Annotated in this window: 23 protein-coding genes; 10 read left to right on the top strand and 13 right to left on the bottom strand. The window is 70.0% G+C overall.

Annotated elements, in window-relative coordinates:
- Positions 1-12 precede the first annotated feature (12 nt).
- Positions 13-582, bottom strand: a complete 570-nt coding sequence (locus tag ACFQS9_RS13210) for a DUF4245 domain-containing protein (protein ID WP_378405317.1) — start codon at positions 580-582, stop codon at positions 13-15.
- Positions 583-682: 100 nt separating this feature from the next.
- Here ACFQS9_RS13210 and ACFQS9_RS13205 point away from each other — a divergent pair, with 100 nt between their 5' ends.
- The 3 genes from ACFQS9_RS13205 to ACFQS9_RS13195 all read left to right on the top strand — a co-directional run bounded on the left by ACFQS9_RS13205 (position 683) and on the right by ACFQS9_RS13195 (position 4,610).
- Complete coding sequence (locus ACFQS9_RS13205; protein WP_378405315.1) at positions 683-1,960, top strand: hypothetical protein; 1,278 nt, start codon at positions 683-685, stop codon at positions 1,958-1,960.
- A 116-nt stretch (positions 1,961-2,076) separates the two neighbouring features.
- Positions 2,077-3,117, top strand: a complete 1,041-nt coding sequence (gene glpX / locus ACFQS9_RS13200; protein ID WP_378405313.1) for a class II fructose-bisphosphatase — start codon at positions 2,077-2,079, stop codon at positions 3,115-3,117.
- Positions 3,118-3,206: 89 nt separating this feature from the next.
- A complete protein-coding gene (locus tag ACFQS9_RS13195; RefSeq protein ID WP_378405311.1) occupies positions 3,207-4,610 on the top strand; it encodes a class II fumarate hydratase in 1,404 nt (467 codons plus the stop codon).
- A gap of 14 nt (positions 4,611-4,624) precedes the next feature.
- Here the strand turns inward: ACFQS9_RS13195 and ACFQS9_RS13190 are convergent, their stop codons facing one another.
- Positions 4,625-5,161 carry an ester cyclase gene (locus ACFQS9_RS13190; RefSeq protein WP_378405310.1) on the bottom strand — a complete coding sequence of 179 codons (537 nt, stop codon included), beginning with the start codon at positions 5,159-5,161 and terminating at the stop codon, positions 4,625-4,627.
- A 9-nt stretch (positions 5,162-5,170) separates the two neighbouring features.
- Positions 5,171-5,824 (bottom strand): L,D-transpeptidase family protein, encoded by a 654-nt coding sequence (locus ACFQS9_RS13185; RefSeq protein ID WP_378405308.1) that lies wholly within the window; start codon positions 5,822-5,824, stop codon positions 5,171-5,173.
- Positions 5,825-5,895: 71 nt separating this feature from the next.
- Between ACFQS9_RS13185 and ACFQS9_RS13180 the strand changes: the two genes are divergently transcribed.
- Positions 5,896-6,435, top strand: a complete 540-nt coding sequence (locus ACFQS9_RS13180) for a hypothetical protein (RefSeq protein WP_378405307.1) — start codon at positions 5,896-5,898, stop codon at positions 6,433-6,435.
- Here ACFQS9_RS13180 and ACFQS9_RS13175 read toward each other — a convergent pair.
- The gene (locus ACFQS9_RS13175) at positions 6,325-7,047 is read right to left on the bottom strand and encodes a DedA family protein (protein WP_378405305.1); all 723 of its coding nucleotides are present in this window, start codon (positions 7,045-7,047) and stop codon (positions 6,325-6,327) included. The genes ACFQS9_RS13180 and ACFQS9_RS13175 overlap by 111 nt on opposite strands.
- Positions 7,048-7,152: 105 nt before the next feature.
- Between ACFQS9_RS13175 and ACFQS9_RS13170 the strand changes: the two genes are divergently transcribed.
- Positions 7,153-7,779 (top strand): MerR family transcriptional regulator, encoded by a 627-nt coding sequence (locus ACFQS9_RS13170; protein WP_378405303.1) that lies wholly within the window; start codon positions 7,153-7,155, stop codon positions 7,777-7,779.
- Positions 7,780-7,799: 20 nt separating this feature from the next.
- Here ACFQS9_RS13170 and ACFQS9_RS13165 read toward each other — a convergent pair whose 3' ends face one another.
- From ACFQS9_RS13165 to glyA, 4 genes are all read right to left on the bottom strand, one after another.
- Entirely contained in the window at positions 7,800-8,378 is a 579-nt protein-coding gene (locus ACFQS9_RS13165) for a hypothetical protein (RefSeq protein WP_378405301.1), read from the bottom strand.
- A complete protein-coding gene (locus ACFQS9_RS13160; protein WP_378405300.1) occupies positions 8,375-10,282 on the bottom strand; it encodes a DEAD/DEAH box helicase in 1,908 nt (635 codons plus the stop codon). Before ACFQS9_RS13160 ends, ACFQS9_RS13165 begins: the two co-directional genes overlap by 4 nt.
- A gap of 156 nt (positions 10,283-10,438) precedes the next feature.
- Positions 10,439-11,818 carry a PhoH family protein gene (locus tag ACFQS9_RS13155; RefSeq protein ID WP_378405298.1) on the bottom strand — a complete coding sequence of 460 codons (1,380 nt, stop codon included), beginning with the start codon at positions 11,816-11,818 and terminating at the stop codon, positions 10,439-10,441.
- A gap of 250 nt (positions 11,819-12,068) precedes the next feature.
- Positions 12,069-13,382 (bottom strand): serine hydroxymethyltransferase, encoded by a 1,314-nt coding sequence (gene glyA, locus ACFQS9_RS13150; protein ID WP_378405296.1) that lies wholly within the window; start codon positions 13,380-13,382, stop codon positions 12,069-12,071.
- A 193-nt stretch (positions 13,383-13,575) separates the two neighbouring features.
- On the opposite strand from glyA, the gene ACFQS9_RS13145 reads away from it, so the two are divergent.
- Positions 13,576-14,034 (top strand): nuclear transport factor 2 family protein, encoded by a 459-nt coding sequence (locus ACFQS9_RS13145; protein WP_378405294.1) that lies wholly within the window; start codon positions 13,576-13,578, stop codon positions 14,032-14,034.
- Between the two features lie 10 nt (positions 14,035-14,044).
- Here the strand turns inward: ACFQS9_RS13145 and ACFQS9_RS13140 are convergent, their stop codons facing one another.
- On the bottom strand, positions 14,045-15,265 hold the full coding sequence (locus ACFQS9_RS13140; RefSeq protein ID WP_378405292.1) for a DUF885 domain-containing protein: 1,221 nt from the start codon (positions 15,263-15,265) through the stop codon (positions 14,045-14,047).
- Between the two features lie 102 nt (positions 15,266-15,367).
- Between ACFQS9_RS13140 and coaA the strand changes: the two genes are divergently transcribed.
- Positions 15,368-16,300: a type I pantothenate kinase gene (gene coaA / locus ACFQS9_RS13135; RefSeq protein WP_378405291.1), complete on the top strand. Its 933-nt coding sequence runs from the start codon at positions 15,368-15,370 to the stop codon at positions 16,298-16,300.
- A 68-nt stretch (positions 16,301-16,368) separates the two neighbouring features.
- Here coaA and ACFQS9_RS13130 read toward each other — a convergent pair whose 3' ends face one another.
- Positions 16,369-17,136, bottom strand: a complete 768-nt coding sequence (locus tag ACFQS9_RS13130) for an isoprenyl transferase (RefSeq protein ID WP_378405289.1) — start codon at positions 17,134-17,136, stop codon at positions 16,369-16,371.
- A 166-nt stretch (positions 17,137-17,302) separates the two neighbouring features.
- Between ACFQS9_RS13130 and trhA the strand changes: the two genes are divergently transcribed.
- The gene (trhA, locus tag ACFQS9_RS13125) at positions 17,303-17,968 is read left to right on the top strand and encodes a PAQR family membrane homeostasis protein TrhA (RefSeq protein ID WP_378405287.1); all 666 of its coding nucleotides are present in this window, start codon (positions 17,303-17,305) and stop codon (positions 17,966-17,968) included.
- A gap of 829 nt (positions 17,969-18,797) precedes the next feature.
- Here the strand turns inward: trhA and ACFQS9_RS13120 are convergent.
- From ACFQS9_RS13120 to mca, 3 genes are read right to left on the bottom strand one after another with little or no spacing between them, the layout of a single operon-like run.
- A complete protein-coding gene (locus ACFQS9_RS13120) occupies positions 18,798-20,840 on the bottom strand; it encodes a thioredoxin domain-containing protein (protein ID WP_378405285.1) in 2,043 nt (680 codons plus the stop codon).
- A 7-nt stretch (positions 20,841-20,847) separates the two neighbouring features.
- The gene (locus ACFQS9_RS13115; RefSeq protein WP_378405283.1) at positions 20,848-21,138 is read right to left on the bottom strand and encodes a hypothetical protein; all 291 of its coding nucleotides are present in this window, start codon (positions 21,136-21,138) and stop codon (positions 20,848-20,850) included.
- The gene (gene mca / locus ACFQS9_RS13110) at positions 21,135-22,031 is read right to left on the bottom strand and encodes a mycothiol conjugate amidase Mca (RefSeq protein WP_378405282.1); all 897 of its coding nucleotides are present in this window, start codon (positions 22,029-22,031) and stop codon (positions 21,135-21,137) included. Before mca ends, ACFQS9_RS13115 begins: the two co-directional genes overlap by 4 nt.
- 282 nt (positions 22,032-22,313) lie before the next feature.
- Between mca and ACFQS9_RS13105 the strand changes: the two genes are divergently transcribed.
- Positions 22,314-22,739 (top strand): DUF4307 domain-containing protein, encoded by a 426-nt coding sequence (locus ACFQS9_RS13105; protein WP_378405280.1) that lies wholly within the window; start codon positions 22,314-22,316, stop codon positions 22,737-22,739.
- A 277-nt stretch (positions 22,740-23,016) separates the two neighbouring features.
- The gene (gene greA / locus ACFQS9_RS13100) at positions 23,017-23,511 is read left to right on the top strand and encodes a transcription elongation factor GreA (RefSeq protein ID WP_378405278.1); all 495 of its coding nucleotides are present in this window, start codon (positions 23,017-23,019) and stop codon (positions 23,509-23,511) included.
- Positions 23,512-23,565 lie beyond the last annotated feature (54 nt).

The raw sequence follows: 23,565 nt of genomic DNA, 5'->3' as shown, positions 1-23,565 counted from the left end.
GCGAACGCTCCGTCAGGGCGTCAGCGGCTCGGCCGCGTCGACCGCCGTGGCGAGCTCGGTGAACTCCTCCGTCGTGCCGCTGCCGGTGACGAGGACCCGGACGCCATCGAGATCGGTCACCCAGATCGGCTCGCTGCCCTCCTCGGCGTACTCCACCCACCGCTCACCGGCGACGGGGGCGACCCCGGTGGGGCTGCGCAGGTCGCCTGCGACCCAGGGCACCAGCACCTCCTCGGTCGCCTCGCTCTGACTCAGCTGGAGGTAGCGGCCCTTCGGGGTGATGTACCCGACCGTGGTCACATCGCCCCCGCCGTCACCGCCCGCGACGCCGCGGCTCCCCGAGTTCGGCTGCCAGTCCTCCGGCACGGCGGGGTTTCGGACCGGGAACCCGAGCACACCGGCGTCGTACTTCAGCGAGGCGTCGACGTCGAACTGCGGGACCGGTCCGGAGGTCGGGCCGCCCGGGCTGAACGAGCACCGGCTCGCGACTCCCGCGACGATCAGGCACAACAGCACCAGCGGGATGATGGACCACATCATGTCGCGGTTGTTCTGCAGGATCCGGGGTTTCTTTTCGACCACGCAGCTAGTATCCCAGTCGCGCATCTCCCGAGGTCGGGCGGTTCCCACACCGGCGGCCAATCCGATCTCTGAAATCAAATATATGTTGTTAGATGTCGGGATGCGTCCGAGGAGCACCATCCGCCCGCCGTCACTGCGCGCCTCCGCGATCCGCGGGGTTCTCCTCGCGCTCGGACTCGCCGTCGCCGCCTCGGCCACCCCGTCGGCGGCCCTCGCCCAGCCCTCCGGATACCTCGCGCTGCTCGACATCGCACCCGCCAACGGGAACGCCGAACAGGCGGGCGGGCTGGACCCGCGGCTGCCAACCGATCCCGAGGTCCTCGGCGCCGCGCTCGGCGACGCCCGCGCGGCGGGCGTACCGGCGAGCCGCTATTCCGCGCTGCTGCACCAGTACTGGCTCGCCCGCGGCAGCGAGGCGGCGGGCATCGACCTGGCCACCTGGGACCCCGACACCGGCCTCGCCGCGAACGCCGCGCTGGTCGACCGGGTCTACGAGAACTACGGCCGGTACCAGCGCGAGCGGGTCGAGCTGTACTGGGCCGGGATGGCGGGGATGGCGGGCGCCTCCTTCACCGGAGGCTTCTGGGATCTCGACATGGGCCGCACCGCGCTCGGCGTCGACGCCGTCCGGGGGATCGCCGACGTGGTGTCCACGGCCACCCGCGTGCTGCCCCCATCCGCGACGGCCATCCTGCCCTCCGATGTCCGCGCCCTGGCCACGGTCGGCCCGACCGTGACGGCCGAGGACCTCGACTGGTACCAGAAGCGCCTGCTGATCATGCAGAAGCACATCTTCTTCGACATGGTCCCGATGCACGAGGCCTACCTCGCCGGTGGCCGGGCCGCCGTCGACGAACTCGACGCGGCCGGACTGCTCGACGACAACGCGGCGGCCGCGTGGGCGGGTATCTACTCCGGTACCCGCGCCGGCTACGCCGACGCGATGGTCCGGATGGCGGACCGGGAGCAGAACCAGGTCGTCGCCGACCAGTGGGATGCCACGTCGGGGGCCCGGAGCGGGGTCGGCCGGGCCCTGACCTACGTGACCACCATCGCGGCCAAGCCGTCGGTCCCGGGCTCGCTGGCACCGGGGGTGTTCGACCCGGTGTCGGTCACCGGAGAGGTCGACGGCGCGACCTACCTGATGCGGGCGCCGCTGCCCGATTTCAACTGGGCCGACCGCGGACCGCGGTGGACGTACATCGCGGGCGACATCGCGGTCGCCTATCAACGACTCGCCGAGGATCGGCCGGGCGTGGCCCGCGCGCTGCTCGCCCAACCGTTCCGGCAGTTCGCCGACCAGCAGCGCGCACTGCACCGCGCCCCCGATCTCCTCCGCGACCTGAGCACCGGCTGGTCGCTCGAGCGGCAGCCGTAGCCCAGCATCACCCACGCCCGATGGGTGATGAGACAATCACGCTCGAGTCGACACCGACTCCCCCCGACGGAATCTAGGGTGACGCCGCGCGCGTCGACCACGAGGAGGCACCTCCCATGACCGCCAGCACCCCATCGAGTCGCCGCGAGGCGCCGGACCGCAACCTGGCGATGGAGCTGGTCCGCGTCACCGAGGCAGGCGCGCTGGCCGCGGGCCGCTGGGTCGGCAAGGGCGACAAGGAGGGTGGCGACGGCGCCGCCGTCGACGCCATGCGTCAGCTGGTGAGCAGCGTCTCCATGCGCGGCGTCGTGGTCATCGGTGAGGGCGAGAAGGACGAGGCGCCGATGCTCTACAACGGCGAAGAGGTCGGCAACGGTGACGGCCCCGACTGCGACTTCGCGGTCGACCCCGTCGACGGCACCACCCTGATGTCGAAGGGCATGCCGAACGCGATCTCCGTGCTCGCGGTCGCCGAGCGTGGCGCCATGTTCGACCCGTCCGCCGTGTTCTACATGGAGAAGATCGCCGTCGGTCCCGACGCCGCCGACGTCATCGACATCACCGCCCCGGTCGCCGAGAACGTCAAGCGGATCGCGAAGGTCCGCAAGTCCTCGGTCTCCGACGTCACCGTCTGCATCCTGGACCGTCCCCGGCACGCGCAGCTGATCGCCGACGTCCGCGCGACCGGCGCCCGGATCCGGCTGATCTCCGACGGCGACGTCGCGGGCGCCATCGCCGCCGCGCGCCCGGACTCCGGCACCGACATGCTGATGGGTATCGGCGGCACCCCCGAGGGCATCATCGCCGCGGCCGCGATGCGCTGCATGGGCGGCGCCCTGCAGGGCAGGCTCGCCCCGACCGACGACGCCGAGCGCCAGAAGGCCATCGACGCCGGCCACGACCTGGATCGGGTGCTGCTCACCGAGGACCTGGTCTCCGGCGAGAACGTCTTCTTCACCGCGACCGGCGTCACCGACGGTGACCTGCTGCGCGGGGTCCGCTACAGCGGCGGCGGGGCGCACACCCAGTCGATCGTGATGCGCAGCAAGTCCGGCACGGTGCGGATGATCGATGCGTACCACCGCCTGTCCAAGCTCCGCGAGTACTCCTCCGTCGACTTCGACGGCGACCCGGACGCCCAGTTCCCCATGCCGTAGTCGCTCCGCGCCTGTGAGTCCTTTTGGTCCGGGTAGGGGCCAGAAGGACTCACAGGCGGCGCAGCCGCATCAGTGGCAAGCTGCTAGGTATGACTGAGAACGCCGAATCCCAGTTCCGCATCGAGCACGACACCATGGGCGAGGTCCGCGTCCCGATCGACGCGCTGTGGCGCGCGCAGACCCAGCGCGCGGTGGAGAACTTCCCGATCAGCGGCCGCGGCCTCGAGCGCGCGCAGATCCGGGCGATGGGCCTGCTCAAGGCCGCCTGCGCGCAGGTCAACAAAGATCTCGGCCTGCTCGACGCCGTCAAGGCCGATGCGATCATCGCGGCCGCACGGGAGATCGCGGACGGCAGGCACGACGACCAGTTCCCGATCGACGTGTTCCAGACCGGCTCGGGCACCAGCTCCAACATGAACGCCAACGAGGTGATCGCGTCGATCGCGAAGGCGCGCGGCGTCGAGGTGCATCCCAACGACGACGTCAACATGTCGCAGTCCTCGAACGACACCTTCCCGACGGCCACCCATCTCGCGGCCACCGAATCCGCGGTGAAGTCGCTGATCCCGGCACTCGACCACCTGCGCCTGGCGCTGTTCGACAAGGCCGCCGAATGGAAGTCGGTCGTCAAGTCCGGCCGAACCCACCTGATGGACGCCGTACCGGTTACCCTCGGGCAGGAGTTCGGCGGCTACGCCCGGCAGGTAGAGGCGGGCATCGAGCGGATCATGTCAGCCCTCCCCCGGCTCGGCGAGCTGCCGATCGGTGGCACCGCGGTCGGCACCGGGCTCAACGCCCCCGACGGGTTCGGCCCGATGGTGGTCGCCGAACTCGTCAGCGCCACAGGGATCGACGCACTCTCCCCGGCGCGCAACAGCTTCGAGGCCCAGGCTGCCCGCGACGGACTGGTCGAGGCGTCGGGCGCACTGAGGACCATCGCGGTATCGCTGACCAAGATCGCCAACGACATCCGCTGGATGGGGTCCGGCCCACTGACGGGGCTCGGCGAGATCCGGCTCCCCGATCTGCAGCCCGGTTCGTCGATCATGCCCGGCAAGGTGAATCCCGTTCTCCCGGAGGCGGTCACGCAGGTCGCCGCACAGGTCGTCGGCAACGACGCGGCCGTCGCGTGGGGCGGGGCGGCGGGGGCCTTCGAGCTGAACGTGTACATCCCGATGATGGCCCGCAACCTTCTCGAGTCATTCCGGTTGCTCGCCAACGTTTCTCGACTGTTCGCCGACAAGTGCGTCGCCGGACTCGTGGCCAACACCGAGCACCTCAAGACGCTGGCGGAGTCGTCGCCGTCCATCGTGACTCCCCTCAACTCCGCAATCGGATACGAGGAGGCCGCGGCCGTCGCGAAGGAGGCGCTCAAGGAGCGCAAGACCATCCGGCAGACGGTGATCGATCGCGGGCTGATCGGTGAGAACCTGTCCGAAGCCGAACTCGACCGTCGCCTCGACGTCCTCGCCATGGCGAAGGTCGAGAAGTAGCGGAAGCCCGCCGGTCAATCCGGCGGGGTCTTCCGTGCCCGTCGCGTGGCCCACACCATCCGCGCCAGGTACGCCGGGCCGGGCGGCGTCCACCCGAGTTGCTGCGCCATGCCCAGATCATCGCGGTCCGCCCAGTGCTCGATCACCTGGCCGTCCCGGATTCGAACCCAATGCGATTGGGCGACAGCAAAACTCCGCCCGGTCGGCGGAAAGGCCTGATCGACGGCGCCACTCTCGTCGTAGTTCACGAACTGCCCCACGTGGCGACCGCTCATGGTCACCTCGACGGCAACGAGGTCCCCGTCCGCCACGGCGTGCCGGATCTCGAAGTCCAGGTCCGCGAACGCCCGGCGAAGCCACAACGCGGTCGCGTACCAGGAGGCGGGTCCACGGGTGCGGGTGTGCGGCGGCTCGGTCCTGGTCTCGTGGTTGTAGGCGTCCGGATGGATGACGGCGTCGAAGTCGTCGCGACTGCCCGCGGCCACGAACTCGATGCTCTGCACCGCGACCGACTTCGCGTCCGCGGAGCCAGCGGATGGATCACTGTTCATGGGCCCTCCTCAGGCCTCGATGGCGATGACCGCTCCCGGTTGCAGCCAGCGGATCAGCCAGACCAGCGCGCCCTCGCTCACCGCGACGCAGCCCAGGGTGGGCTCGCCGTTGGCGACGTGCAGGAAGAAGGCGCCGCCACCGCCCGGCACCCGCTCCTTGTTGACGCCCATCACCACCGCATAGCGGTAGGCGGGGATCTCCAGCTGCTCGCTGACCGACTCGTCGAAGGCGCAGGACCCCGGGGCGCAGACCTGATGCGTGTTGTAGGTCGCGCTGTCCGGGTCGCCGTCCCACCAGTCGTCGGGCCCCACCTGCCGGTACGGGAGGCCACCACCCGGGTTCCCGGCGGTACCGAACGCCGCGTCCAGGCTGAACACGCCCTCCGGGGTCGCGGGCACGCCGTCCGTGGCGGCCTCCGTGAACCCGTCCGCCCCGACCTTCGCGGGCAGGGTCGGGGAGATCCGGTGCCAGCCGAGCGGCGAGCGCTGCCAGGCCTCCAGGGTGGCGTCCGAGCCGCCCGAACCACGGACAGCAATGACCTGGGTGGCCCCGCCGACGGCCCCGCCGAACCAGGGCCCCTGAGCCAGAGCGTGCGGCGCACACAGCAGCGCCAGCACCGTTGCGATGACGGTCGAGAGGATCGCGCTCGCCAATTTGCGCACACCACATGGTGTCCCGCGGGGCCTGCGCGGTCAAGCACCTGCGCCGTTCGGGATTTCGGTATCGTCGCCGCATGACCCGCCCGAGCAACACGGACGCCATCGAGAAGGGCACCGGCCGCGACTGGTCGGAGTGGATCGACCTGCTCGATTCGGCTGGCGCAAAAGGCCTCCCCCACAACGAGATTGCCCGCCTCATCCAGGATGAGTGGGGAACCACGGGATGGTGGGCCCAGTCGGTGACGGTGGCCTACGAGCAGCAGATCGGACGACGGGTCCCCGGCCAGGACTGCAACGGCGAATTCTCGGTGTCGGTGAGCAAGACCCTGACCGGGACCATGGACGAGGCGCTGTCCAGCTGGGTGACCCTGGTCGGCGGGCGCACCGAGTTCTCCGACGTCGCGATCTTCGGTGACGCCGCCGTGAGCGCCACCGAGAAGTGGCGGTACTGGCGCTGCACGCTCGAGGACGGGACCCGGGTCGGCGTCACGATCCACCAGAAGTCACCGGACCGGGCCACCCTCGGCATCGGGCACGAGAAGCTCGAATCGGCCGACGCCGTGGAACACTGGCGGCCGTTCTGGAAGACGTTGGTCGCCGAGCTCGGCGACTGAGCCGACCCGCTCGCGGCCGGCCCGGCGCCCGATCACCCACTGCGCCAGCAGCACCGTGGCCAGCACGGGCAACGCCAACGTCGAGAACAGCTCACGCACGGTCGAATCCATCCCGGCGAGCCGCCCGGTCAACACCAACGCGGCCGACCAGACCAGGGAGGCACCGACACTCGTCACCGCGAAGCGGCGGTACGACACCCCGGTGGCCGCGGCCAGCCGCGGGGACAGTGTCCGCGCCCCACCGAAGAAGTGGCCGACCCCGGCCAGTGCGGTGGGCCACCGTCGAAAGGTGGTGCGCAGCGGCTCGGCGACCGTGGAGATCCGGCGGCTCACCCGGACCGGCAACCGCAGCGAGCCCGGCCCTCGCCTGCGGGCGCGCAGGAAGCCGAGCTGTGCGCCCGCTGTGGATGCGGCCGCGACCGTGACAACGGTGGGGGCCACGGGCAGTTCACCGATCCCGACCAGGAACCCCAGTCCGAGCACGAGGGTTCCCGCCGGTATCAGCAGGCCGATCAGCAGTCCGGCCTCCACCGCGAGCAACAGGCCCGCGCACGCCAGCAACGCGGGTGCACACAGACCGACGAACGCGTCGACGCTCGGGACTCCGACCACGGGCGGGCCTCCATCCTCCGAGACTATCGATAGTTGTACTATCGGTAGTGAAACTATCGGTATCCGTTCGGGTATGCAAGAGGCACGATCACAGAGGAGGACACCGTGCGAATCGGCGAACTCAGTGCGCGGTCGGGGATCTCGACACCCACGATCAAGTACTACGTCCGCGAGGGCCTGCTGCATCCGGGCGAGAGGTCCGGGCCGAACCAGGTGGCCTACGGCGAGGACCACCTGCACAGACTCAAGCTGGTGCGCGCGCTGATCGAGGTCGGCGGACTCTCCGTCGCCGACACCCGCACGGTCGTGGACCTGATCAACTCCCCCGAACGCGGCACCTTCGAGGCCGTCGGCAAGGCCCAGTACGCGATGACCCCCGCGGCGCCCGCACCTGCGCCCGCGGCACCCCCGGAGTCCCTGGACGAGGTCGACCGGCTGCTGACGCGGTGGGGCTGGCAGGTGAAGGAGGGCAATCCCGCGCGCGAGACCGCCGCGGCCGCCATCGCGACGCTGCGACGGATGGGACAGGAGCGACTGCTCGAGCGCATCGACACCTATGCGAAGGCGGCGGCCGAGGTCGCGACCACGGATGTCGAGGCCATGCTCGCGCTCGGCGACCGCGAGTCGATGAGCGAGGCAGTGGTGGTGTGGACGATGGTCGGCGACCAGCTGATGTCCGCGCTGCGCCGGCTGGCCTCAGAGGCGGAGGCGTACCGGCTCACCCGCACCTGAGGCGACGTCAGGTTCTCCCCTCAGCCGTAGAACGTCGCCGGGTCCACCTCGGACAGTGGCACCCAGTCCTGTCGCCCCGGGGCGCCGGGATCCGCGGAGCCGCCGGCGTGGGAATCGTCGGACCGCAGCCGTACCGCCAACGCCGGCTCCTCGTCGATCTGCTGGACGAGGGCGTAGACGGTCGCCAGGTGGTGCAGGCACGGCGACCGGCGGCCCGTGCAGGTACAGCTCACCCCGCACTCCGCCGGTTGCGCCGCGACCGCGATGCCGGCGCTCAGCAGCTCCGCCACCACCGCATCCGGGAGATCGCCCGACGCGGCGCCACCCACGCGGCCCGCCGCGTCGAGCAACGCCCGCACGCGCGCCCGGGTGGCGTCGTCCCAGCGCGGCACCGCGATGGCGACCGCGTAGGTGTTCTGCCTCGCGACCACCTCCGCGCCGATCCGGCCGGCGGACACATCGGTGAACGTCACCGCGCCGCCCCGTGCCAGGCTCCTCGCCTGGGGCAGCTGTGTATTCGGCGCGGCGGCCGCCGTCGACTCGATCGTGCGAAGCCAGGCCCGCCCCCACGCCGTTGCGCCGAACTCCGCTGCCATCATCGAGCCCCCACCGCGTCGAGGTCGAGCAGCGAGCGCAGCTCGTCATCCGCCAGATCGGCCAGGGCGGCCTCCGAGTTCTCTGAAATAGATTCCGCCAGAGCTCGTTTCGATTCGTGCATCGAGGCGATGTGGTCTTCGATGGTGCCGCCGGTCACGAGGGTGTACACGTTCACCGTTCGGCGCTGACCGATCCGGTGGGCCCGGTCCGTGGCCTGGTCCTCGACCGCGGGGTTCCACCACCGGTCGTAGTGCATGACGTGGCTGGCTCGGGTCAGGTTCAGTCCGAACCCCGCCGCGCGCAGACTCAGGATGAGGACGGGGGCCGCGCCCGGATCATCCTGGAAATCCTCGACCATCCGATCACGCGACTGCGCGCTCAGACCACCGTGCAGGAAGGGGATCTCGCCCACCCCGAGCTCGGCGGTCAGGTGCGTCGACAGCAGCTCCCCCATCGCGCGGTACTGGGTGAACACCAGCGCCCGGTCGCCGTCGTCGACTATCTCCGAGAGCATTTCGGTGGCCCGGTCGAACTTGCCCGACCTACCGGGCAACAGGCCTCCGTCGCCGAGGAGCTGCTCGGGATGGTTGCACACCTGTTTGAGGGTGGTCAGCAGGGCGAGTACGTTGCCGCGCCGGGCGATTCCGCTGCCGAGCCCCGCGTCGAACGCGCGGTCCACCGTATCGCGGTAGAGCCGCGACTGCTCGTCCGACAGGGTGCACGCGATCGTCGAGTACTGCTTGCTCGGCAGCTCGGCGGCGACCTCGGCCTTGGTTCGCCGCAGCACGTGCGGGGCGATGAGGGCGCTGAGCCTGGCCGCGGCCGTGGCCGATCGACGGGACTCGATCGGCACCGCGAACCGCTGACGGAACCGCACCCTGGTGCCCAACAGCTCCGGGTTGGCGGCGTGGAAGATCGACCACAGCTCGTCGAGCCGGTTCTCGACGGGGGTACCGGTCATGGCGACCCGGATCCGCGCGGACAGTCGCGCCGCCGCCCTGGCGGCGAGTGAATCGGGGTTCTTGATCTGCTGTGCCTCGTCGAATACCACTGCATCCCAGGGTATTTCCATCAACCGGCCGATGTCCGAGCGCAGCACGCTGTAGCTGGTCAGCACCACGGTCCCCGGGCTCACGCCCGCGGGGAGCGCGCGCCTGGCGCCGTGATGGACGATGACCGGGACGTCGGGGGCGAACCGCGCGAGCTCGCGGCGCCAGTTGCCGACCACCGAGGTCGGGCACACCACGAGGTGCGGACCCAGCTCGTTTCGGGTGGCGAGCACGCAGATCGCCTGCAGCGTCTTGCCGAGGCCCATCTCGTCGGCGAGGATGCCGCCGCCCGCCTCGTCGAGCGCCCCGAGCCACGCGACGCCCTGGACCTGGTACGGCCGCAGGGTGGCCCGGATGTGTGCCGCCGCCAGGTCGTCGGTGGTCCGCGCCGCCGAGATGAACCTGCCCAGCAGGCCGGTGGCGGTGTGTATCGCGGACTCGTCGTCGCTCGGCACCGAGTGGGCCGCGGCAGGCATGCGTGCGGCGAGCTCGTCGAGCGCATCCCCGCACTCCGACCGGTCGCCGCGCGCCAGGCCCGCGGCCTCACACCACGCCCGGACGGATCTCCCCACGGCCGCCCCACGGTCCATCGCGCGCAGTGCGGGCAGTACGTCCACCAGATCGACCAGATGCCCTGCCACGGTCCGCGGCGCCACCTCGAGCCCGTCGACCGGAACCGCGAGCCGGAACGTCGCGTCGCGACCGGCGGGGATACCGAGTGACCCGAGACCGCCCGCCACATCCGCGATGCCCCACCAGCCGATCGCCCCGTGTTCGGGGAGGTACGTCGCCTGCAACGCGCCGGGACCATCCCAGTCCCCCGCGCCGTCGTCCGTCTTCGCTACACCGTCCACCACGTCCGCCGAGGGTACGGAAGCCGGCACCATCCGCGCCACGCGAGAGGGCTCCGAAAACACGCGATGACGTGTGTTGATGCCGACATTGACGGTTGTCGATCGGGCGGCTCTGGCGGCGGGTGGGGAGGCCCGAGCGGGGCCTCCCCACCCGGCTGCTCAGGAGGTGGGGCCGAACTCCTCGAGCATTTCCGTCACCAGCGCGGCGATCGGTGAGCGCTCACTACGGGTGAGCGTGACGTGGGCGAAGAGCGGGTGCCCCTTGAGCTTCTCGATCACCGCCGCGACACCGTCGTGCCTGCCGACCCGCAGGTTGTCGCGCTGGGCGACGTCGTGGGTGAGCACCACCCTCGACCCGGTCCCCAGCCTCGACAGCACCGTGAGCAGCACGTTGCGCTCGAGAGACTGGGCCTCGTCCACGATCACAAAGGAATCGTGTAGCGACCGACCGCGAATGTGGGTGAGCGGCAACACTTCCAGCATCCCGCGGCTGATCACCTCGTCCATCACCTCGGGACTGGCCAGGCCGTCGAGGGTGTCGAACACCGCCTGCGCCCACGGCCCCATCTTCTCGCTCTCGCTGCCGGGCAGATAGCCGAGCTCCTGGCCACCGACCGCGTACAGCGGCCTGAACACGACCACCTTCCGGTGCGTGCGACGCTCGAGCACCGCCTCCAGTCCGGCGGTCAGGGCGAGCGCCGACTTGCCGGTGCCGGCCTTGCCGCCGAGCGAGATGATGCCGATGCTCTCGTCCAGCAGGAGGTCGAGGGCGATCCGTTGTTCGGCCGAGCGGCCGTGCAGACCGAAGGCCTCTCGCTCGCCGCGGACCAGCTGCACCCGCTTGTCCGGAGTCACCCGCCCCAGCGCGCTGGAACTCCCGCCGATCATCCGGATCCCGGTGTGACAGGGCAGCTCTCGCGCCTCGTCGAGGTCGATCACTCCCTCCGAGAACAACTCGTCGATCCGGGCCCTGGCCACGTCGAGCTCGGTCATCCCCGTCCATCCCGACGGGACCACGTCGTGCGCGTGGTACTCGTCGGCGGGCAGACCCACCGCGCCCGCCTTGACCCGCAGGGGGATGTCCTTGCTGACCAGGACCACCTCCTTGCCCTCGGCCGCGAGGTTGAGGGCACAGGCGAGGATCCTGGAATCGTTTGAGTCGGTTCGGAATCCGACGGGGAGGACCGCCGGGTCGGTGTGGTTGAGCTCTACCTGGAGCGTGCCGTCGTCGGAGCCGATCGGAACCGGCTGATCCAGTCGTCCGTGCTCGATCCGCAGATCGTCGAGCATCCGAAGTGCCTCGCGGGCAAACCATCCCAACTCGTGATGGTGGCGTTTGCCCTCCAGTTCCCCGATCACCACCAGCGGCAGGACCACCTCGTGCTCGGCAAAACGCGTGACGGCCCACGGATCCGAGAGCAGGACCGAGGTGTCGAGTACGTAGGTGCGAACTGACTGTTCGGGAGACTTCGTGGATGCGGACCTCGGGGAGTTCCCGGCATGTCCGGTGTGGGCAGATACGGAGCGAGTTGCGGTCACGTGAGGCTCCTACGTCTGCGCGGCGCCCGCGCAAACTTCAGTTCGCTGGGCCGGTCCGTCCCTGGTGCGTCAATCCGCACGAGGGCCGGGCGCCGGCCCCCTCGCACTGAAATATCCAGCCACGATCAGAACCTCCCGGACAGGCAGCTTGTCCGCTGCCTGTTACCGGGGACGCTACTGCGAACGGCGCCCTGCTGCACTCGCAACACGCAGGGCGCCGATGAACGCGTCGTTAACTCCAGCTCGCGCGCTAGACCGACTTGGAGAGCAGGCCCCAGTCCTCGAGTCCCTCGTACAGCGGCAGGTCCAGTGCCAGCTTCGAGACCCGGGCGCGCAGCGCCGCGAAGTCGGCGTCCGAGCCCTGTGCAAGCGCGGTGGCGATGACGTCCGCGACCTCGGTGAACTCGGCGTCCCCGAATCCGCGGGTGGCCAGGGCGGCGGTGCCGATGCGCAGGCCGGAGGTGACCATCGGCGGACGCGGGTCGAAGGGCACCGCGTTGCGGTTGACCGTGATGCCGACCTCGTGCAGCAGATCCTCGCCCTGCTGACCGTCGAGCGCCGAGTTGCGCAGGTCCACCAGGACCAGGTGCACGTCGGTGCCGCCGGTGAGCACGGAGATGCCCTTGTCCGCGACGTCGGCGCCGGTGAGGCGCTCGGCCAGGATCCGGGCGCCGGACAGGGTGCGGGCCTGACGGTCCTTGAACTCCTCCGTGCCCGCGATCTTCAGCGAGACGGCCTTGGCGGCGATGGCGTGCATGAGGGGCCCGCCCTGCTGACCGGGGAACACCGCGGAGTTGATCTTCTTGGCCCACTCCTGCTTGGCCAGGATCAGGCCGGAACGCGGGCCGCCGAGGGTCTTGTGCACGGTGGTGGACACGACGTCGGCGTACGGCACCGGCGACGGGTGCAGGCCGGCCGCGACGAGCCCGGCGAAGTGCGCCATGTCGACCCACAGGTAGGCGCCGACCTCGTCCGCAATGGACCGGAACGCCGCGAAGTCCTCGTGGCGCGGGTACGCGGACCAGCCGGCGACGATCACCTTCGGCTTCTCGGCCACGGCGATCTTGCGGACCTCGTCCATGTCGATGCGGTGGTCTTCCTTGCTGACCCCGTAGGACGCGACGTCGTACAGCTTGCCGGAGAAGTTGAGCTTCATCCCGTGCGTGAGGTGACCGCCGTGCGCCAGGTCGAGGCCGAGCAGCTTCTCGCCGGGGTTCATCAGCGCCATCAGCACGGCGGCGTTCGCCTGCGCGCCGGAGTGCGGCTGCACGTTCGCGAACTCGGCGCCGAAGAGCTCCTTGGCGCGGTTGCGGGCCAGGTCCTCGATGACGTCGACGTGCTCGCAGCCGCCGTAGTAGCGGCGGCCCGGGTAACCCTCGGCGTACTTGTTGGTCAGCACGCTGCCCTGTGCCTGCAGCACCGCGCGCGGCACGAAGTTCTCGGACGCGATCATCTCGAGGGTGTCGCGCTGACGGGCCAGCTCACCGTTCATCGCCGCGGCGACCTCGGGGTCGAGTTCGGCGAGCGAAGCGTTGTTGACGTCGGTGCTGGGCACAGCGGTCATCGAGGGATCTCCAAGCGGAAGGCCGGGCAGGGGCAGGCTTCAGTCTAGAACCAGGTCAGTGGCCTCCGACCACGGGTGCCCGGCAACGAGACCTGCGTCGCATCCCGGCGATCGGGAATTCCGACCACCGCGGGGATCCGCCGCGGCTAGCGTCCGATCCCGATCACTCACCGCGGCCGCAGGGAGACCCCCGATGAACCTCGAAGACCTTCTCGCCGAGCGCGGTGTCACCCGCGCCCTGATCCGGATCGCGCGAGCGATGGACGAACGGGACTGGGCGGGTCTCGACGAGTTGGTCCTGCCCGAGGTGACCGCCGACCTGGGTACCGGCGAGCTGACCGGCCGGGCGGAGCTGGTCACCAGCATCCGCTCCTTCCTCGACGAGTGCGGTCCGACGCAGCACCTGCTCGGCAACGTGCTGGTCGAGGTCACCGGCGATACCGCGACCAGCCGGGCCTACGTCTCCGACATGCACGTCGGCGCAGGCGAACGGGCGCACCTGACGTTCCGGACCCTCGGCGACTACCACGACCGGTGGGTCCGGCGCGGCGATGCGTGGCTGCTCGATCGTCGGGTGAAGGTCAACCGCGCCCACGTCGGGTCGTTCGAGGCGCTCGGTCCCGGACCGGCCGGCTGGTCGCCGCGCGGCTGACGAGCCGGGGTCAGCGCAGCGCAGACGGGATCAGCGGCTCGTCCAGCAGCCGCCGGAACAGCTCGGACCGGTCGGCGGCGTCCCGCCCTCGATCGAGCCAGGTGCCGAGCAGGCGGTAGCCCTCGACGTAGGTGCTGATGTAGGCGCGCCACAGCGGGTCGGACAGGAAGCGCAGGGTCTGCCGGGCCCGCTCCGGCGTCGACAGCATCCAGCGCTGCAGGAACGCGGCGACGTCGTCGTGGCTGCGGCCGCGGTCGTGCAGCAGCAGGGCCGCGTCCTGCCGGACGCCGAGCAGCGATGCCGACGCGTTCGCCAGCCGCTCGGCGCGCTCGCCGTCGAAGCGCAGCCCCAGGTCGGCGTAGATCTCCTGGGCCCACCGCCCCCAGCCCGTGCCCACGGGCGTTCCGCCGTCTCCCCGCCACCCCACGATCGAGCCGAGCGCGTGGTCCGCCAGGCCCTCCGCCATCAGGCACTGCGGGGTGTTGACCAGGAACAGCGTCTGTTCGGCCTGCCCGGCGCCGACGAGCCCCGCCTCCTTGCGGCAGTGTTCGGTGTGGTGGCCGGGGTACGACTCGTGCGCGATCAGGTGCGGCAGGTTCGCCATGTGCTGCTTGAGGTCGGAGTTGATCGCCACCTTCGACCGGTAGTCACCGAGGTAGTAGTTGAACCCCGACCAGGGCTTGTCCCCGACGACCTCGTACTCGACCCGCTCGGTCTCGGGCAGCATGTACTCCGCCCGCACCCGGTCCCGCAGCGCGCTGGAGAAGGCCTCGACGCACTCCGCCAGTCGCTCCGGCGGGATCTCGTCGGCGGCCCGGTGTGCGTGCAGCCGCTCGGCCAGCGGCCCGCTGCCCGGCAGCACCTCGTCCATCGCGCGGTGTGCCGCCCGGTAGTCGTCCTCGGCACCCGGCTCGATGTGTACGTCGAAGTAGGCCTGCACCTCGTCGACGAAGCCGATCTGCTCGCCCGCGAACTTGCGCGCGGAGCACTCCAGCGCGCGCAGGTGCACGTCGAGGAACGCGGCACGCTCCTCCGACAGGCCGGCGGTGGCGACCTCGTCGCGCAGCTCCGCGGCGCGGCGCGCGAGCTGGCGCGGATCCGGCGCCGGCGCGTTCTCCACCTGCCTCCGCAGCGCCTGGTCACCGGTGAAGGCGTCGACGAAGCCCTCCTCCAGTCGGTCGAAACCGAGTCCGAGCAGCAGGTATTCGCGGACGAGTGCGACGGGATCCATGGTCGTCCACACTAGCCATCGACGGGTTGTCCGACCCGCCGCCGCCGCGCGCAGTGGTGTCGAGCACAATCCGACTATGCAGAGCGAGGTCCAGGTGCGCGCATGGCACGAGTGAGCGAGAGCAGCCCCTACGTCGAGTTCGACCGCAAGCAATGGCGAACCCTGCGTAAGTCGACACCGCTCGTGCTCACCGAGGAGGAGCTCCTCGGCCTGCGCGGCCTCGGCGAACAGATCGACCTCGACGAGGTCGCCGAGGTCTACCTGCCGCTCTCCCGACTCATCCACCTCCAGGTGGCCGCGCGGCAGCGACTGTTCGCCGCGACCGCGACGTTCCTCGGCGAGAAGCACCCGGATCGGCAGGTGCCCTTCGTGATCGGAGTGGCGGGCAGCGTCGCGGTGGGCAAGTCCACCACCGCTCGCGTGCTGCAGGCCCTGCTCGCGCGCTGGGACCACCACCCGCGCGTCGATCTGGTCACCACCGACGGCTTCCTCTACTCGACGGCCGAGCTGACGCGCCGGGGCCTCATGCACCGCAAGGGTTTTCCCGAGAGCTACGACCGCCGCAAGCTGCTGCGCTTCGTCACCGAGGTCAAGTCCGGCGCGGAAGAGGTGGCGGCGCCGGTGTACTCACACGTCTCGTACGACATCCTGCCCGGCCAGTACCACCTGATTCGCCAGCCGGACATCCTGATCATCGAGGGTCTCAACGTCCTGCAGACCGGTCCGCGGCTGATGGTCTCGGACCTGTTCGACTTCTCCATCTACGTGGACGCGCGGATCGAGGACATCGAGCGCTGGTACATCAAGCGGTTCCTGGCACTGCGCAAGACGTCGTTCGCGGACCCGACGTCGCACTTCCACCACTACTCCGGGCTGTCCGACGAGCACGCCACCCTGGCCGCGGACGACATCTGGAACTCGATCAACCGGCCCAACCTGGTCGAGAACATCCTGCCGACCCGCCCCCGCGCCACGCTGGTGCTGCGCAAGGACGCCGACCACTCCATCAACCGGCTGCGCCTGCGCAAGCTGTAGGCGGCTGCGCCGCCCGTGCGCGGTTGACGAGTCTCAGGACTCGTCAACCACGCACCGGCGCGGAGCGCCTATGCGCCGAACCGGCGGTGCCGGGCCGCGTAGTCGCGCAGCGCGCGCAGGAAGTCGACGTGCCGGAACTCCGGCCAGTACGCCTCGGTGAACCAGATCTCGGAGTATGCGCTCTGCCAGAGCAGGAAACCGGACAGTCGCTGCTCCCCCGAGGTCCGGATCACCAGGTCGGGATCAGGCTGCCCGGAGGTGTAGAGGTGCCCGTCTATCCCCTCGACGGACATGGCCCGGACCAGTGCATCGCCGGACAGTCCCTCGTGCACCTTCTCGCGCAGCAGCGACTGCACGGCGTCCGCGATCTCCTGCCGACCGCCGTACCCGACGGCGACGTTGACGTGGGTGCCCGTGCGACCCGCGGTGCGCTCGGCGGCCTCGCGCAGGCGCCGGGCCTGGTCCTCCGGGAGCAGGTCCAGGGTGCCGACTATCTTGACGCTCCAGTTCTGTCCCGGGCCCGAGATCTCTTCCACCACATCGGTGATGATCTCGAGGAGGGTGTCGAGCTCCTCCGGTTCGCGCCGCAGGTTCTCGGTGGAGAGCAGGTAGATCGTGGCCATCTCGATGCCGGCCTGGTCGCACCAGCCGAGCATCTCGGCGATCTTCAGCGCGCCCATCCGGTGGCCGTGGCTGACGTCGGTGAAACCGTTCTCCCTGGCCCATCGACGGTTGCCATCGCACATCACCGCGACGTGTCGCGGGTGCTGGAGCCCCTCGAGCTGACGGCACAGGCGTCGCTCGTAGATGCTGTACAGCAGGTTCGGGACCTTCACCTGGACATCACCACGAGAGCCCACATTACGCGGCTCGGGTGCGGCCCCGACGGCCGCCGCTGTAATCGTCGTCTCACCCCGTTTCGGGCGGTTCCGGTGGCCGCTACAGTGGCCACCGACGCCCGAACCTACGCAACCGTAGGTTCACGACCGCCCGGGAGCAGCAATGTCCGAACTCGACCTCGCAGCGCCGCCGGTGAAGCCGCGGATGCGGGGCTGGATCCACCTGTGGGCATTCGCCGTCGCGACGATCGCGTGCGCCGTGCTGGTCGCCGTCGCCGCGCAGGAATCCGGTCGGGCCGCCGTCGCGACGGCGATCTACTCCGTGACGGTGTGCGGGGTGTTCGGCGTGAGTGCCACGTACCACCGGGTGCACTGGCCGACGGTGCGCAGCCGGATCTGGATGAAGCGCGCCGACCATTCGATGATCTTCCTGTTCATCGCCGGCAGCTACACGCCGTTCGCGCTGCTCGCGCTGCCGAGCGGGACCGGCCGGACGCTGCTGGCCGTGGTGTGGGCCGGCGCGCTGGCCGGGGTGGCGCTGAAGATGCTGTGGCCCACCGCCCCGCGCTGGGTCGGCGTCCCGCTCTACCTGATCCTCGGGTGGGCGATCGTGCCGGTCGCGGGACAGCTCGTCGACGAGGTCGGCTGGCTGCCGCTGATCCTGCTCGCGGTCGGCGGCGTGCTCTACAGCGTCGGCGCCGTCCTCTACGCCACCAAGTGGCCGAACCCCTGGCCCGCCACCTTCGGCCATCACGAGTTCTTCCACGCCGGCACCGTGATCGCGGCGCTGTGCCACTACATCGCGGTATGGCTCGTCGTCCTCAGGTGACGGTCCGAAGTAATTCGCGTCAATAAGAAACAAAGCGGCCGAATAGCGGGATTCGCACATCCCATTCGACACACGAATTCGACACCCAGATTCGTGCACCAGCTGCAGATTTCGGGGCCGATATGCGGATCTCCAGACCCCGATGAGAATGCCGAATTCGCCAGAATGAATCGACAACGGTTACGTAACGAATGGTCGGTATTTCAATGGCGGTCCGGAAGCGACCTGAATGCTCCGAGGCTGAGCGATGATCCTCGCGCCCAACGCGTGCGGACAATGCGTCGCTCCCCACCGAAAGGGATTTGTATGCGAATGCTCAAAACCACCGGCCGGGTCGCGATCGCCGGCGGATTCGTCATTGGAGCCATGCTCGGCACGGCTGGCACATCGAATGCTGCGCCACAGACGTTCTACGGATGCGCAGATAACATGATCGGACTCGTCACGTTGATCACGTACGAAACCCCGCCCGCGTGCCCGGTGGGCACCACCCCGGTCGAGTGGAACCTCGCCGGCCCGCAGGGCCCCCCTGGCGCCGACGGAGCCCCCGGAGCACCCGGAGCACCCGGAGCACCCGGAGCACCCGGAGCACCCGGAGCCGACGGAGCCCCCGGAGCCCCTGGCGCCGACGGAGCCCCCGGACCGGCAGGCCCCGCCGGGCCGGAAGGACCCGAAGGACCCGAGGGCCCTCCCGGACAGGGCAGCCTGGAGATGATCTTCGGATCGCTGATGCCGTAACGAGGATCGCTGATCCCGGATGACCCGGAAGATCGTGCGCCGCGGACGACTCCTCGTCCGCGGCGCACGATCGGATTCCGACCTCGAGCCGCTAGCGTGCCAGCGCCGCCCTCAGCTCATCGACGGTCACCGCCGGCCGGTCACAGACGAACCCTCGGCACACGTAGGCGGCCGGTTCCCCGTCGACCAGCGGCCGGTCGGTGAGCAGGGGCGCGGTGTCCGGCGCACCGCCGATCACCACCGCGCCGCCCGGTGCCTCGCGGCGGGCCGCGTCGAGCAGCTCGGCGCCGTCGCCCGTCATCGACACCGCCACCTGAATCGGTCCGCGCACCGACGCCTCGGCCACGGCCAGCCAGTGCCCCGCGGACCGGGCCGCGCGAGCCAGCAACAGCGCCCCCCGGTCCAGGGTGGCCGCGGCGGCCGCGGCGTACCGGGACGAGCGCTCCGGGCCGGTCAGCGCCGCCGCGACGAGAAGAGCCTCCGCCATCAGAGACGCCCCCGACGGCGTGGCGCCGTCGAAGGGGTCGCGTGGCCGGGTGATCAGCACCTCGGCGTCATCCGCGGTGTCGAACCAGCTGCCCGGCTCCGCGGGATCGGCGAAGTGCTCGATCGCCAGGTCGATGAGTTCCTCTGCCCGGGTGAGCCATTCGAGGTCGCCGGTCGCCTGGTGCAGGACCAACAGCCCGACCGCCAGCGCACCGTGGTCGTCGAGCACCGCCGCCGCCTCGCCGACCACCCCACCGAGCGAGGCCCGCCGCAGTCGACCCTCGACCAGGTGCTCGTCGAGGAGCGCCCGGGCGCAGTGCGCCGCGGCGTCTACCCAGTCGGGGCGGCCGAGCCCGGCGCCGGCCTCGGCCAGCGCCGTGATGGCCAGCCCGTTCCACGCGGTGACGACCTTGTCGTCGCGCCCCGGCTGCGGTCGGTGCGATCGCGCCTCGAACAGCCTCGACCGCACGGCGTCCCAGCGCGCGCGGTCGTCGGGATCCTCCGGCAGCTGCAGCACTGAGGTGCCCGCCTCGAAGCTGCCCGCCGAGCTAACGGCGAGCAGCCCGGCCGCCCACACCCCGTCCTCGAAACCGAGCGCCGCGAGCAGCTCGTCAGGCGTCCACGCGTAGGTCAGGCCCTCGATGCCGTCGGTGTCGGCGTCCAGCGCAGAGGCGAAGCACCCGGTGACGGTGCGCAGGTCCCGCAGCAGGAACTCGACGGTCTCCTCCGCGACCCGGATCGCCAGCGCCGAATCCGTCCGCCTGCCCAGGTGGGCATAGGCCCGCAGCAGCTGGGCGTTGTCGTAGAGCATCTTCTCGAAGTGCGGGACCACCCAGTCCGCGTCCACCGAGTAGCGCGCGAACCCACCGCCCAGCTGGTCGTAGATGCCGCCGCGAGCCATCGCCTGAGCGGTGCGTTCCACCGCCGCGATCATTCGCGGGTCGCCGGTGCGCTCGTAGCCGCGCAGCAGCCCCTCCAGCAGCGCGGACGGGGGAAATTTCGGCGCCAGGCCGAATCCGCCCCTGGTCTGGTCCTCGTCGTGCAGCGCGGCGTGGATCGCGGCATCGAGGAGCTCCGCGTCGAGCACCACCTGGCCGCCCGGCACACCCGCTGAATTGGCGGTCAGCTGCGCCGTGATGGCGGCGGACGCCTCCTCGACCTCGCCGCGCCTGCCCCGCCAGGTGTCCGCGATGGCCTCGAGCAGCTGGGTGAAGGACGGCATCCCGCCGCGCGGCACCGTCGGGTAGTAGGTGCCGCAGTAGAACGGCTCGGCCGTGGGCGTCAGGAAGCAGGTCATCGGCCAGCCGCCCTGGCCGGTCGTCGCGACGGTGGCGTTCATGTAGACCGCGTCGAGGTCCGGCCGCTCCTCGCGGTCCACCTTGATGCAGACGAAGTTCTCGTTCATCAGGGCCGCCGTCGCCTCGTCCTCGAAGGACTCGTGGGCCATCACGTGGCACCAGTGACAGGCGGAATAGCCGACGGACAGCAGGATCGGCACGTCCCGCAGCCGCGCCCATTCCAGAGCCTCCGGCCCCCACTGCTGCCAGTGCACCGGGTTGTCGGCGTGCTGACGCAGGTAGGGGCTCGTCGCCCCGCCGAGGGTGTTTCGGGCGAGCGCTGACCTGCCGGCGGGACGACCCGAGGTCATTGCGGTCCTAACCCGTTCCGCCGGTCGGCGGTTCGGAGTTCTTCCCCTTCGGGGGCAGCCCACCCGCCGCACCCCGATCGGTGCCCTCGTCCGCGGCCTGGTCGGGCTCGGGGTGCTCCGGCTCGAACGTGTCGGGCAGCTTGCGGAGCTGCTTGTTCATCGATCGAACCAGCAGCACCGTGCCGACGAGCAGCGCCACGATGATGACGAACCCGATCGGTGAGGCCTTACCGAACTCCGGCCCGACCGGGTTGCTGGGGGTCTGCGCCAGCCAGCCGGCCGTGCTTGCCAAGATCACTTCTTCTCCTCGGGGTGGCCGTAGCCGACGTGGTCGATGCCTGCGAACAGATCGGACTCGGGGATCGCGGTGCGCACCCTCGTCTTCGCGAGCTCGAACTCCTCGGTCGGCCAGATCTTCTGCTGAATGTCCAGCGGCACCGCGAAGAACGAGCCGTTGGGGTCGATCTGGGTGGCGTGCGCGCGCAGGGCGTCGTCGCGCTGCGGGAAGTAGTCACCGCAGATGATCTGGGTGGTCACCCGGGCCATCAGGTCGCCCTGTTCGGTCTTCCACTTCTTCAGCCACTCCGCCATCGGGAACTCCTCGCCGCGGCGGTCATACTCCTCCTGGAACAGCAGCAGACGCTTGCGGATGAAGCCGTGCGAGTAGTAGAGCTTGAGCGGCTCCCACGGCTCCCCCACCCCGGGAAAACGCTCGGGGTCGCCCGCGGCCTCGTACGCGGCCATCGACACCTCGTGGCAGCGGATGTGGTCGGGGTGCGGGTATCCGCCGTTCTCGTCGTAGGTGGTGATGACGTGCGGACGGAACTCGCGGATCACCCTGACCAGTGCCTCGGTGGACTCCTCCAGCGGCACCAGCGCGAAGCAGCCCTCGGGCAGCGGCGGCAGCGGGTCCCCCTCGGGTAGCCCGGAGTCGACGAAGCCGAGCCAGATCTGCTGGACGCCGAGGATGCGGGCGGCCTCCGCCATCTCCTCCTTGCGCACCTCGCTGATCCGGTCGCGCACGCCGGGCACGTCCATGGCGGGGTTGAGGATGTCGCCGCGCTCGCCACCGGTCAGCGTCACCACGAGGACCTCGTTGCCCTCGGCCGAGTACCGGGCCGTGGTGGCGGCACCCTTGCTCGACTCGTCGTCGGGATGGGCGTGCACGGCCATGAGACGCAATCCGCTCACAGTGCTCCTTCACCTCAGCTTCGCCTGTAGCCAACATTGTCGGCTGCCGCGGTGTCCATTGTCGGCCCGCCACGGTACCCATTGTCGGCCCGCCGACGGCATCCGCTGTCGGCCCGCCGACGGGTGGTCCGACGCCGACGTCCGCCGACAACGCACCGTTGTCCTTCCCCTATAGTTCCACCCGGTACTTCCGCCGTCAGCCGTGGCCCCGCCCCAGCAGCACGCGGAGTACACCGACCGGGCCGCCACAGGCCCGGTGCCGCTGTACGAGAGCTGAGCGATATGACCGAGACGCCTCCCGCCGACCGCTACCCGACGCCCACGCGCGATCTGCGCGGTTCCCGGGTGGTGGCGATCATCCTGAGCATCGGCGTCGTGCTCCTCGGGCTCGCCCTCGCCTTCTTCGCGTACAACAAGTTCGCCGGCGACGACGTCGAGGGCCAGTCGATCTCGTACAGCCTGGTGGACGACTCGACGATCAGCATCCGCTTCACCGTGACCCGCGAGGACCCCTCCGATCCCGCGGTCTGCATCGTGCGGGCCAGGTCGAGGGACGGCTCCGAGACCGGCCGCCGCGAGGTGTATCTGGGGCCGTCCGACAGCGGGACGGTCGACGTGACCACGCTGATCAGAACCTCTCAACGACCCGCCATCGCCGACATCTACGGCTGCGGGACCACCGTGCCGGAGTACCTGACCACCGGCTGACCCGGCGCTGCCGCTCCGGCCCGCGCGATCTCGATCTTCGTGGAGAAATCCCAGCTCGTGCTAGAATCCTCGGGTACACGGTTCCGGCTTTGGAACCGTGTATTGCTGCATTTGCGTATAGATGCATAGCGGCAGGGTGCACCGCTCACGTGACTGAGCGAACCGGGGGGATCCAACCACCGGGGGTAGGCGCGCTCTCGTCGCCGAAGGCCACTGGAGTTCAGTGGCCCGCCCAGGGGACCCGCGGATGGGTCCCGACTACGAGGAGTGATCGAGCATGACCGAGACCCAGGTGACCTGGCTTACCCAGGAGTCACACGACCGGCTCAAGAGCGAACTCGACCAGCTCATTGCCAACCGCCCGGTCATCGCGGCCGAGATCAACGAGCGACGCGAGGAAGGCGATCTCAAGGAGAACGGCGGCTACCACGCGGCACGCGAGGAGCAGGGCCAGCAGGAGGCCCGCATCCGCCAGCTCCAGGAGCTGCTCAACAGCGCGAAGGTCGGCGAGGCGCCGACCCAGTCCGGTGTGGCACTGCCCGGTTCCGTGGTCAAGGTCTACTACGACGGCGACAAGTCCGACACCGAGACCTTCCTGATCGCCACCCGCGAAGAGGGTGCCCGCGACAACAAGCTCGAGGTCTACTCCCCCAACTCCCCGCTGGGCAGCGCGCTGCTCGAGGCGAAGGTCGGCGAGACCCGCAAGTACACGCTCCCCAACGGCAACACCATGGAGGTCACGCTCGTCAGCGCGGAGCCGTACCACAGCTGATCCGCGGTCTCACCCGCATAGAAGAACCCCGGTCCGAGCAACTCGGACCGGGGT

Origin of the sequence: Rhodococcus daqingensis, from assembly GCF_042665615.1 — a bacterium.
Taxonomy (GTDB): Bacteria; Actinomycetota; Actinomycetes; order Mycobacteriales; family Mycobacteriaceae; genus Rhodococcus_G; species Rhodococcus_G daqingensis.
Note: the sequence above shows the minus strand (reverse complement) of the source record. Positions and strands in the feature narration are given on the sequence as shown.